At 62.9% G+C, this 12,096-nt stretch carries 8 protein-coding genes; all 8 read right to left on the bottom strand.

Translation table 11 applies throughout. The annotated features are described in order from the left end of the window. Positions 1-9 precede the first annotated feature (9 nt). Complete coding sequence (locus ACNAOT_RS10765; RefSeq protein WP_420181034.1) at positions 10-1,317, bottom strand: MFS transporter; 1,308 nt, start codon at positions 1,315-1,317, stop codon at positions 10-12. A gap of 54 nt (positions 1,318-1,371) precedes the next feature. Further along, positions 1,372-2,610 (bottom strand): VWA domain-containing protein, encoded by a 1,239-nt coding sequence (locus ACNAOT_RS10770; protein WP_420181035.1) that lies wholly within the window; start codon positions 2,608-2,610, stop codon positions 1,372-1,374. Then, the gene (locus tag ACNAOT_RS10775) at positions 2,607-4,928 is read right to left on the bottom strand and encodes a DUF5682 family protein (RefSeq protein WP_420181036.1); all 2,322 of its coding nucleotides are present in this window, start codon (positions 4,926-4,928) and stop codon (positions 2,607-2,609) included. Before ACNAOT_RS10775 ends, ACNAOT_RS10770 begins: the two co-directional genes overlap by 4 nt. Before the next feature lie 3 nt (positions 4,929-4,931). Further along, entirely contained in the window at positions 4,932-6,038 is a 1,107-nt protein-coding gene (locus ACNAOT_RS10780) for an ATP-binding protein (RefSeq protein WP_420181037.1), read from the bottom strand. Further along, on the bottom strand, positions 6,035-7,477 hold the full coding sequence (locus tag ACNAOT_RS10785) for a DUF5691 domain-containing protein (protein WP_420181038.1): 1,443 nt from the start codon (positions 7,475-7,477) through the stop codon (positions 6,035-6,037). Before ACNAOT_RS10785 ends, ACNAOT_RS10780 begins: the two co-directional genes overlap by 4 nt. Beyond that, positions 7,474-8,772 (bottom strand): SWIM zinc finger family protein, encoded by a 1,299-nt coding sequence (locus ACNAOT_RS10790; protein WP_420181039.1) that lies wholly within the window; start codon positions 8,770-8,772, stop codon positions 7,474-7,476. The genes ACNAOT_RS10785 and ACNAOT_RS10790 overlap by 4 nt, the downstream gene beginning before the upstream one ends. Positions 8,773-8,859: 87 nt before the next feature. Further along, positions 8,860-10,029, bottom strand: a complete 1,170-nt coding sequence (locus ACNAOT_RS10795) for a serine hydrolase domain-containing protein (RefSeq protein WP_420181040.1) — start codon at positions 10,027-10,029, stop codon at positions 8,860-8,862. Positions 10,030-10,079: 50 nt separating this feature from the next. Further along, positions 10,080-12,014, bottom strand: a complete 1,935-nt coding sequence (locus ACNAOT_RS10800; RefSeq protein ID WP_420181041.1) for an FAD-binding monooxygenase — start codon at positions 12,012-12,014, stop codon at positions 10,080-10,082. Between the last annotated feature and the right edge of the window lie 82 nt (positions 12,015-12,096).

Raw genomic sequence — 12,096 nt, forward strand, 5'->3', positions numbered from 1 at the left:
CCACCCTACTCACGGCAAGGATTCCGTGTCCGGGGAGGTTTCAGGTGTGCTGGCCCGGTCGGCTGCTGCGCCCTGCTTCCGGCTGGCCAGCAGGAACGGCAACGCGATGAGCTCAATGAATCCTGCCATGGCCAATGATGCCGGATAGCCGTAAAGGTCAGCTCCCCGGCCCAGGACCGGCTGGATAACTACGCCGCCGCTGGAGCCCATCAGCGAATCGAAGCTCAGGACCGTGGCCCGCTGCTTCGAAGGGATCATGTCGTTGACATAGGCCTGCCGGACGGGCGTGGCGGCAGAACCGACGACGGCCCAGAGCGCGAGCAATATCAGAGCCACCCAGAAGATACGCGTGAAACCTAGGACCAGAAGGATGACGCCACCCACCATCGCTCCAAGGATGAGCACGGAGGTGCGCCTGTGGAAAAGCCGCCGGGCGTGCGGGGCGAGCCAGCCCCCCAGGATCTGCGATCCCGCAACAATCGCGGCGGCCAAGCCCGCGATGGAATAAGCCCTGGGATCACCGAACAGGTCAAGGAGGTAGGGCTGCAGTGCATAGAAGACGTAAATTCCGACGCCGGCACTAAAGGGGGCGGCCAGCATCACGTAACGCACGGGCGGGTTTTTCAAGCCGTTCTCGATCGACGCAGACAGTACCGCCCGTGTCGCGCGGAGGGGATGCGTCGAACGCTCAGGCGTGAAGCCGACGTCGTGCATGAGTCCAAAGGCCACCGCAAACATGGCGAGCAGAACCAGCACACGAAGGAGGAAGGGCACGCCAAGATTGGTGGCCTGGGCAATCACCCCTCCTGCTACTGAGCCCACGAGCATCGCGCCACCCTGCACCATCTGGCCTCGGCCAAGCACAGATTCCAGCCCGCCTTCGTATCCCGAGAAGCGCAGGGCATCCACGAGCCATGCTTCAACAGCACCGGAGAAGAACGTAAAGCCGAGACCCAGGAGAACCGAGACCACAGCCCACATCCAGAACGGCGCGGAGATCTGCCACATCACGAAGTACAGATAAGTGGACACGGCCAGCGTCACCGTTCCCAGCAGGAATGACGCCCGCCGGCCCCACCCGTCGGCGATCACTCCGGTAGGGACCTCAAACAGAACCATGCCTACGGTGAAGAAGGCGTTGGCGGCAAACGCCTCCAGGTTACTTAAACCGGCATCCAGCAGGAACAGGGTGTTGATTCCCCAGATGAAGGAGGCCGCAACGGTATTGCCCAGCGTCAATGTCAGATAGACGCGCTGGATCTTTCGGGCGGCGTCATTCAGGGTGTCGCCGCCCTCGCCGGTGCGAGGAGGGACCACCAGCTAATTCTCGCGCCGTTGCCCGTCCTCCGCCAGAGCTCCGTGGATGGAGAACTACGTTTCGTGACTTGTGGGGATGTCTTGGGAGGCCGCCCATTCGCTGACATCCCGGCGCTCAACGGCCGCAGCCATCATGTCCGGAAAGAGATCCGGTGTGCACGCGAAAGCCGGCACGCCGATGCCGGCCAGAGCCGCTGCATGACGTGAATCGAAGGACGGATGGCCGCTGTCGCTCAACGCCAGCAAAGCAATCATGGTGGTCCCGCCACCCACAATTGACGCGGCTCGACGCAGCATCTCTTCAGCTATGCCGCCTTCATAAAGGTCGCTGATCAGGACAAGGATGGTCTCGGCGGGCTTTGTTATCTGATCCTGGCAGTAGGCAAGGGCTCGGTTGATGTCGGTCCCGCCGCCCAGCTGTACGCCGAACAGCACATCCACGGGGTCATCCAGGTCGTCCGTGAGATCTACAACTTCGGTGTCAAAAACCACTAACCTGGTGCTCACGGACCGCAGAGAGCTGAGAACTGCTCCGAAGACACTGGAGTACACCACGGATTCAGCCATTGATCCTGATTGGTCAATGCACAGGATAATCTCGCGCTGAATCTCGGTGCTGCGCCTCGCATGGCCATGCAGCCGCTCAGGCACCACCGTGCGGTACTCGGGCTGGTAATGCTTGAGGTTGGCGGCGATGGTCCTGTTCCAGTCGATGTCCCTGTGCCTTGGGCGGCGCGTCCTGGCGGAACGATTGAGGGCACCTGAGACTGCTTGGATCGTCTTGGCGCGCAGCCGTTCCTCAAGTTCCGTGGTGACCTGGCGAACGACTGACCTGGCGGTTTCCCGGGACTCTTCGGGGATCACCCGCCCCAGTCCCACCAAGGTGCTCACCAAGCCAATGTCCGGCTGTACAGTGCGCAGCATCTCCGGCTCCAACAGCAACTGCCTCAGGCCGAGCCGATCCATAGCATCAGACTGCATAACTTGGACCACTGAGGAGGGAAAGTACCCGCGGATATCCCCGAGCCAGCGGGCCACGCGTGGACTCGACGACCCCAGCCCTCCACGCTGCCCGGACCCGCCACCGTAGAGCTCTTCCAGCGCTTGGTCCCGTCTAACATCATCATCAGATAGTTGGACGGGGACACCGTCCTCTGTTGAAATGCCGTCCGCGTCCTGCCCGCCCAGTACCAGACGCCACCGGCTCAGCCGGTCCCGGCCCGCACCGGCGGAAGCATTGCCGGAAACATCGGCCGTGCCTGAGCCATCCGTCTGGTCGGAAGTACCCGTCATGCGATCGCCTCCCATCCCAAAATTCCTGCAATCGTTTGTATTGCCGGGCCAGCTCCAGCCAGGTCCATGCTGATGGCTTCCGCGCTGGTGCCGCCAGACCCGACCCGGCTTAGCTGCTCGCCGATTTCCCGCCGCTCAGGCCTGCTGAAAGCCGAGAACGTCCTCCTGACCAATGGCAAGACGTCCTCGAACACTTCGTCGTCCACACCCTCCACCCAGTCATCGACGATCTGCAGGAGGCGCGGATCGTGGATGAGCAATGTGGCGTCCCCGGACAGCAGACCGTCCAGCCACGCAGCGGCTTCCGGCGCGGGCGTGGCGATGGAGAGGCGTCGACTAAGACGTGCCGCCACGTCGTCTCCTTCCACCAACCCCGCGTCCATCAGAAGCCGGGTGGCACGGCCAGCCACCGCACCATGAATGGTGTCTGACCGGGCCACTGCGGCAAGCGCTGCATGCCAGTCATCCAACGGCAGCTCAGCCAGCAGGGCCAAACCATCCTGCGCCGAATCAATGGCCCGACGCATCGCGCCAGCAGCATCGTCATCCAAGCCGGCGCAGGCCGTGGGCAGTCCCACACAGGCGCGCACCACCGTAGCTTCGAGGATCTTCCGAACATCACTCACGTCCACCGCTCGAACGTTGCCGTACCTGCAAGTGCGGGCCAAGGGGGCGATGGTTTCCAAAAGGGGAGCAGCGTCCTGCTGAAGTGCGGTGCGTTCCGCCAGGACGGACACGACGCCGGCAATGCCGTCGGGCAGTTCGGCCAGGAGACAGCCTTCCAACAGTTTGCCAAGGACCGGCAGGCCTTCGGCTGCCTGCGCCTGTTCAGAGACGAAAGTGCTTGCGGCTGAGGCAACGGTGGTGCCGTAGCGGCTGGCTTCCACCACCGAAACAGCCAATTCAGGCTTCCACAGGAGGGTCCACGCTTCCTTGAATGTGCCGGTGGTCCGGCCGGTGTCCGTTGGCTGACCCCAGTCCACCCCCAGCAGCGCAAGGCGGTGAAGTAACACCGAACGTGCCAACTGGTTCGGCTTACGCAGGTCCAGGACCATGACTTCTTCCATGGCGCTGGCTTTCATGCGCAGCTTGCGCTGGGTAGCGGCGAGGTCGGCGGCCAACGGGAGGGTTGGCACAGAGTCCGGAACGTTTCCCAGCTCGCGGCCAACAGTAAGTTCGCGGTGAACCAGGGCCAGCGGCAGGGGAGAACCGTCGCAAAGAACAGTCTGCGCGGCATCGTCCAATTCAGGTAAGCCAGGGCTGGGCCTTCCGCGAACGGCGGCCAACGCGGTAGCCATCCTGCTGGCCTCTACCACCGACGCAGTGGACGCATCCAGGTTCTCTTTACGAAGCGCATGGGCTACCCGAACCAGCCAAGTGGTTGCCACATCCCTCGTGGGATCGTTCCCCATCCAATGTGCGAACAGGTGTTGATACCAGCCCGGCGCAGTGACCCCTGCGCCGTATCCGCTGCCCAAGCTGAGCCGGTTCGAGGTCCAGGGAACCCAGGTGACGGCCACCTTCGCTTTCGGCAAACCGGCGAGTACCTTGTTGTCGGCCGAAGCTGAAGGAAAACCGGCGGGTACCAATGCCGGTGCGTGATAGGCACCGCACACTACAACGATGCGTTCATGCCCTTCCCGCATGGCAGCCCGCAGGATGCGCCGCATGGCAGCTTCCCGGCGATTGTTCTCCACCACGTCAGGATGGTCAGCGGGACGCTGATCCATGCCGCGGATTTCCGAGATCGCATCGAGGAGGGCATCAAACCGCTCAACAGGGTCCGAGTTCCTGTGTTCCACCGCGTCCTCCCACCAGCGCTCAGCATCGCTGTACCCCGCAGCCTCGGCCAGCATCCCGATAGCGTCGGGCCGGAAAGCCAGCTGCGGGACAGCTGGAGGTTCCTCGACAGTGTCGGCGGTGCCGCCGTCGTCCTCAGTGGTGGCGGTGGGATCATCCTCCACCGAAGCCGATAAAGCACGTTCCTCCGCTACCCGGAGCGCAAAGGTGTGTGCAGCAGGCAGGTCGATGGCACGCACGGACTTACCGGTGGTCAGGGCCCAGCGGATTGCTACCCATTCAGGCGAGAAACCGGCCATCGGGTAGAAGGAGGCCAAACGGGGCTCGTCCACAGCGTAAATCAGGCCGGCGACCGGAGGAACCATGTCCGGATCCGTAACCAGCGGGATGACCTGGTCAAGTTCGGGCGGCCCTTCGACCAACACCAGATCAGGTCGAAGGGCTGCCAAGGCTTCAGCAACGGAATGGGCCGAACCCGGACCGTGGTGACGGATCCCCAGAATGTGAACGTCTGTCATGTCTTAGTTGGGCGATTCGAGGTCGCGGCAGGCCCGGTAGAGGTCTTTCCATTCAGGCCGATTCCGGACGACGGTCTCCAAGTACTCCTGCCAGATCACGCGGTCCTGGACAGGATCCTTGATTACTGCGCCTACCAGGCTCGCCGCTACATCGTCCGCCCGGACGGTGCCATCTCCAAAGTGCGCCGCCAGGGAGAGGCCGTTGGTCATCACGGAAATAGCTTCCGCCGTGGATAACGTAGCCGATGGCGATTTGATGCTGGTGCGCTGGTCCTGGGATACTCCGGACCGCAGTTCGCGCATGACAGTGACCACCCTCCGGATCTCGGAAAGTGCAGCCAAGTCCGCCGGCAGTTCCAAGGACTCACCGAGACTGCGAACACGGGTAGTCACAATCTCCACCTCTTGGTCGATGCTGTCCGGGAGCGGCAGGACCACAGTGTTGAAACGGCGGCGAAGGGCGGACGAGAGGTCGTTGACGCCTTTGTCGCGGTTGTTCGCGGTGGCGATCACGTTGAAGCCCTTCCGTGCTTGGACTTCCTCGTTGAGCTCGGGAATGGGCAGGGTCTTTTCGCTAAGGATGGTGATGAGGGAATCCTGCACATCGGAGGGGATACGGGTAAGTTCCTCCACGCGCACCAGGCTTCCCGTCTCCATGGCCCGCATGACGGGACCGGGGACCATGGCGGCACGGGAGGGGCCATCCGCGAGCAGACGCGCATAGTTCCACCCATAACGCAAGGCTTCTTCCGGTGTACCCGCAGTGCCCTGAACCACCAGAGTGGACGAGCCTGAGATCGCTGCGGCCAGATGCTCTCCAAGCCATGTTTTCGCGGTTCCCGGAACGCCCAGCAGCAGCAGGGCGCGGTCCGTGGCCAGTGACGCCACGGCGATTTCCACCAAGCGTTCGGAGCCCAGATACTTTGGAGTGATCACGGCCCCATTGGCCAACGTCCCACCGAGGATGTAGGTGGTGACAGCCCAAGGGGAGAGACGCCAACTGGGCGGACGGGGCCGGTCATCAACAGCGGCCAGGGCGCTGAGCTCATCGGCATACGCATTCTCGGCGTGGGCGCGAAGAACTTCCGTTGCATTCTGGGCATCGGTCATCGGAAAGCCTCCGTCAGGGATTGTCTGAATGATTGGTATTGGACGGCATCGCGCAGCACCCGGCGCCGGACGGCGTCGTCGTCTGTTCGTGCCAAAAGTTGCCGGCATTGTTCGGTGGCAGCCGGCGGAAGGGCGGTAGGAAGGACCGCGGCCAGCGTCGCTGCCAAGCGGCCGCCGTCCTTGCCGGAAATCAGTGTCAGTACCGCTTCCGCCAACGGCGCGGACCAAGGCTGCGGTACGTCCTGCAGTAGGGGAGCCAGCGTCAGCGGTTCGTCGCCGCTTTCCCGGACGTGCCTCACCAGCCAATGTTCCCGCTCGTCGGGAGGGAGGCAACCCAGCAGCCTTCTGTCCGTCCTGACAGTCAGCAGCGCGCGTGCCCACTCAGCATCTTCGCGGGCGGCAGTGCTGGCGATCAACGCTTCCATGATGCGCGGTTCGCCCTGCAGCAGTGCCGCGGTGCCCGCCCGGTTCCGGCCGGATACCGATGTCCAAACCTCAAGCGGTGCGCCACGGATGATCACATCCAACCTTGCAAGCCGATCAGGTTCACCTCTGCGGGGATCGGCGGGGATTCCGTCGCGCAGTGCCTCTTGGTCAGGGGCCGGAGGGAGATCGATGTCCAGGCGCTTGTTCAGGAGCCCTTTGGCGTGCAGCAGGGGTAGGAGCCGGGTGGCCATGCGGGCTGCACGCGCACTCCCGGGGAGTTGGTCGAGGAGCCGGAGCGCAACGTCCCGTACGCTCTTCGCTTTGTCGTCCAAGGCTTGTTCCAGCAAACCTTCGTCGTCGTCATTGAGGTTGCCGGCAAACAGCGCCAGGTTGCCCGCGCGTTCCCTGGCGCTGAGCGACGTCCAGTGCCCACGGAGCTGCTCGCGCGCAGCTGCCGGGTCACGGCCTCTTAGCCGGTCCAGCTCGACTGCAGCGGCGGCGCTCCCGAGTTCAGACCATTCTTCTGCCGGTTCGCGTGAGGACGGGCTCTGAAGTTCTTGCAACCAGCGGCCGCGGGTTCCGATTGCCGGTTCAAGACTCCTGAAAACAGCGGATCTGGTCTCCGCCAAATTGAGCAACGCCGGCAGCAGCCGGTGAGGGACCCGCCGTCGTGATTCTTCGGCAAACCTCAGCCAGTCCACTACCAGCTGGATTCTCAGCTCAAGCCCCACGGGCGGCTGGGTCAGCAATAGCTCCAAGAGCCGGGCGGCCTCACCGCTGGCTTGGGGCTCCGTGTCAGCGGGGGCAGGCGAAGCCAGGCCGGGGGCTGGGGCTGAGGATGCTGTCCGGGACGCACGGGTAACGGCGTCGGCCAGTGCTGCTTGATCCAGCAGGGATTCCTCGCGGGTCAGGTTATCCGGCGCACGAAAACCCAGCGCGACGGGCGGCTCGGGGGCGTCGTGCCGAGCGGTTCCCACCAAGGCCGCTGTTCGGAGTTCTGCCAACCAGATCATGGGGTCACCACCGTTCCATCGACGACGACGGTCAGCGGACGCAGGCGGCCATCTTCCAGTTCTCCGAATACATCCGCAGCATGGCCACCTGTCAGTGCCAGCAGGGAGTCGAGGGGAGCATCCACCAAGGGAAGTGCGTCGCCACTCGGATCGTGCACCCACCCCATGCCCTGCGGGTTGACGGTGACACCTTCCAGCATCACCGGATGGCTGGTCCTCCACGGCGAGCGCGCGACTGCTGCAGACTCCTGTTCGAGCGCTTGCCGGATGCTGTAGCCGGTGCCGAGGCTTGTGGCCACGCCCTGCGGGGTGATGGGTCCGGTGAACAATGCACGCCGTGGCGCTGAGCCGGGGTAACGGGCAACTGTGACATCAAGCTGCGCTCCCGCGAGTTGCGGCGCAGCCAGCCCCTGGCCTTGTCCGGCGAAGTCCAGGATGACGACCGTTGTGCCGTCGGGTGCGCGAAGCCAGGTCCGTTGTTGCTGGAGGCGTCCGTCGTCACTGCGGTGGGCTCCGAGCACCAGCCACGGGCCCACCAACGACTCGGTGTCCTGTACGTCAGCAGACGCCGTGGCCCAGCCGAGGGCAGCCTTTACGTCAGCGAATTCGTCCGGTGTGAGTGCGTCTCTTGCTGCCCATGCCTTTGTCAGGGCCCACCACCGGCCCGCGTGAAGGAGAAGATGGTCTGCCCAGTCCGTCCTGCCGTGGATTTGGGATGCCATTTCCCGCACTTGTTCGGCCAAACCGGGAACCTGGGAGTCCACCAAGCGGGCTGCCACGCCATCCCACCAGGAATATGGCTGATTGCGGGCAGCGGCAAGTCCGGTCCGTACGAGGTCCGTTAGCCAGCGCGAGAAATCATCGATCCCGGCATCCATAAGGGCGAGCCTGGCGGCGAGCCGCTTTGCCTGTGCTTCCGGATCAACGGGTTGTTCGGCCTGTCGCCGTTCTTTTGCCGTGGCACGATCGGCCCGTTGATCGGCCCATTCCTTTGCGAAATCAGCGGTGTCGGCTCCGGCCCCGGCTGCCTCGCCCCGGGACCAAAGAAGCAGCAGTGCCAATGCGTGCTTGCAGGGAAACTTCCGGCTGGGACACGAGCACCGGTAGGCGGGTGCGATGATGTCCACGCTCACTTGATATGGCGTTTTCCCGCTGCCTTGGCACTTTCCCCATACAAGGACATCGTTGCTGCCTGAGTCGGACCACGGGCCGGGATGCGCAAGTTTCCGTGCTGCTGCAAGCGAGGACGAGTCCGGGGCGGCCTTCATTACTGTCTCTTCGCTCCAACGCCCCATGAATCACATTCTGCCTGACGGCTCCGACACTATAGAACAGCAGTCACGGTGTGGCGTTGGACCAGCGTTACCCCAGGGCGTTTGGAGTCAAGCACACAACTGGTCCAGTGCCTTGTTGGCGGCCAATTCCATCTGTGAATCGTAATGATCCACCTTGCGTGCGGTGACTGGATCGCCGACTTTCATAGGCAGTGTGGGCAGTGCCATCGCGACGACGATCTGAGAGTCGCCGTCGTCACTCACCATGGCGGTGGTGAGGTAACCGGTGACGCTCCCGCGGTGACCGTAGCGATAGCCGGAAGAGGAGCACGTGTCACGCCACCGCATGAGTCCGAGGGCGTAGTTGGTGGATTCCACTGTCTTCATTTCCTTGAGGGCTGGGGCAGATATCAAGCCCCCTGTGAAAAGGCCGCGGAAAAAGTCATTGACATCCTCAGCGGTGGAGACCACGCCGCCTCCCGGGAAGCCGATCAACTGCTCGGCCTGCGTGACCTCCACGCGTTCTCCATCCACCTCTATATAGGTACGAAGGTTGTCCTGCGCTTCCCGGTCCTGTGCACTAAGGGTCGAGCGGTCAAGGCCGAGCGGCCGGAAGATGTCGTCCCTGAGCACATCCCCAATTGCTTTTGCCCGGAGCTTCTCCAGCAGCTGTCCGAGGGCAAGGTAGTTACTGTTCGAATACGCGAACTGCCCAACGTTCCCGGGGTCCCAAGGCAACGTTGCAGTCATCTCCAGTCCGCGCTGCATACTGAATCCACTTGTTATCAGTTCTTTAGGCGTCCCGGATTGCTCATACACGGACAGAAATTCAGGCATCCCTGATGTGTGGCTCAGGAGTTGGCGCACGGTGATGGGTCCCGGAGGCTTCAACGGGGTGTTGAAACTCTCCAGGATCCCGTTCACCGGGTCGTCAAGCCCTATGAGGCCTTCGTCCACGAGCTTCATCACGGCGGCAGCGGTCATCGATTTCGTGACACTACCTATGGAAAACCTGTCTTCGGGGCGTGCTGGTTCGTTCGTCCCGCCGTCCCGGACGCCATAGGCCTTCGACCATTCTCCGCCCGGCCAGCGGACCTGCACGACTACAGACGTGACCCCGTCATCCATGAAGCGCTTGATGGTGCCCTCCAACGAAACAATCGCAGCGCTGGACGCAGTTGGAGACGGCGACGGACCGGCGTTACCACCGGTGCAACCATTGAGGAACAACGCAATGAGCATCAGGACCATCAGGGCCCCGACGCGACTTCTGCCCATACGCCCGTTGTACGCCTAAGCGGGGACAAAAACCATAAACGTCCGGCGGGCTATGCCTGATTGCTCACCAGGCCCGGCTTCTTCGCCGTGACCTCAGTACGCCCTGCTGACAGCAACGGGGCAAAGAAGTTGCCGAGTTCAGCTGTCGCTGTCAACGGAAGCACGTGGGCGACGTACTGGTCCGGCCGAACGACTACAACCACGCCATCGCGGCTGAGGCCGCGGAGCTCAAAGATGTCGTTGTTGGGGTCTGTGCCGAAGACCTTCTCAAGGTAGGTGAGCTTGAACGGCCCTACGGTGGGTTTGAACGCTGCAGGTACAGCGTTGATATCAATGTTGGTGTGGTCCTGCTGGTAGATAACCTTCACGTCGAACCAAGCGTCACGGTCAGCGTCCGACGGCGTCGCGGCCAGCGGTGAGTCCGGCGAGTTCGCGATCCACTCGGCGAAGTCCGCCACAGGTCCTTGGGATCCAGCCTGCGCCGCGTCAGCGAAGACATAGATGCGCCAGCGGCCGTCCGCTTTGGCGTGGTGCCCAAGGTGCATGGGGTTGGTATCGCAGACCCGCAGGACGGGGGCCGATTTGAAGCGTTTACCCACAGGGAAGCCCGTGGCGAGCTCCTGATGCCGTGCCTCCGCTACCAGCATTGAGGGCGCGTACTGGGTCATAAAACCTGCCGGGAACTCGGCGGTACTGGTGTAGAAAGTCTCCAGTTCTGCGGGGTCTTCGAATTCTTCGGGCTTCTTGGCCATCAGTGTGGACCACTGCTTGTCGAAGTCGATGAGGTTCTTCGCCACTACCTGGCGTTCAGCCGAGTAGGTGTCCAGCAGGCTTTCGGGGCTGCGGCCCTCGAGGACGTGGCCGAGTTTCCAGCCGATGTTGAAGCCGTCCTGCATGGACACGTTCATGCCCTGTCCGGCTTTGGCGCTGTGGGTGTGGCACGCATCGCCGGTGATGAACACCCGCGGGGTGCGCGTACCGCGCTCCTCCGGCAGAACGTCGTCGAACCTGTCCGTGAGCCGGTGGCCTACCTCGTAAACGCTGTGCCAGGCCACGTTGCGCACGTCCAGGGTGTACGGGTGAAGGATGTCGTTGGCTTTCTGGATGATCTGTTCGATAGTGGTTTTGCGCACGGCGCCTTTGTCATTTGGGTTGACTTCGCCCAAGTCGACGTACATGCGGAACAGGTGGCCGCCTTCGCGGGGGATCAGCAGGATGCTGCCGCCAGCGCCGGACTGAATGGCGCACTTGGTGCGGATGTCAGGGAAGTCGGTGACGGCAAGGACGTCCATGACACCCCATGCGTGGTTGGCTTGGTCGCCGGCCAGGTGGCATCCGATGGACTCGCGGACCTTGCTGCGCGCTCCGTCTGCGCCCACCACATACTTGGCGCGAATGACCCGTTCCTGGCCCTCGTTGGACCCGGATGTGTGGCCAAGGGTCACCTCCACCGGGTAGTCGCCCTCGCCGGTGACGTTGAGGCTGTGGAACTCGTAGCCGTAGTCCGGTGTCATGCGTGTGGGGGAGTTGGCCATGAATTCTGCGAAGTAGTCCAGGACCCGGGCCTGGTTGACGATCAGGTGAGGGAACTCGCTGATCCCGGCGGGATCATCCACTGCCCGAGCGGCCCGGACGATCCGGGAGTGGTCGGCCGGGTCCGGCTTCCAGAACGCCATTTCCGTGATGCGGTACGCCTCGGCAGTGATCCGCTCTGCAAAACCGAAGGCTTGGAAAGTCTCGACACTGCGGGCTTGGATGCCGTCGGCTTGGCCGATGGCCAACCGCCCGGGGCGGCGCTCAATGATTCGTGTGGTGACGTCAGGGAACTGGGAAAGCTGTGCCGCGGTCAGCATGCCGGCCGGGCCCGTGCCCACGATAAGGACGTCAACTTCGTCGGGAAGCTCGGCTGGGCGGTTAATTCCGACGCCGTCGGCCGGCTCGACTCGAGGGTCACCGGATACGTAACCGTGGTGGTGGAACTGCACAGGCTTTCCTCACTTCTTTGTGGGCTATCTCGTTACGATGTTCGATAATAGAACAACGTATTCTATTATCGCTCAGATAATC

Source organism: Paenarthrobacter sp. TA1.8, from assembly GCF_048595705.1.
In the GTDB taxonomy this organism is placed as follows: Bacteria; Actinomycetota; Actinomycetes; order Actinomycetales; family Micrococcaceae; genus Arthrobacter; species Arthrobacter nitroguajacolicus.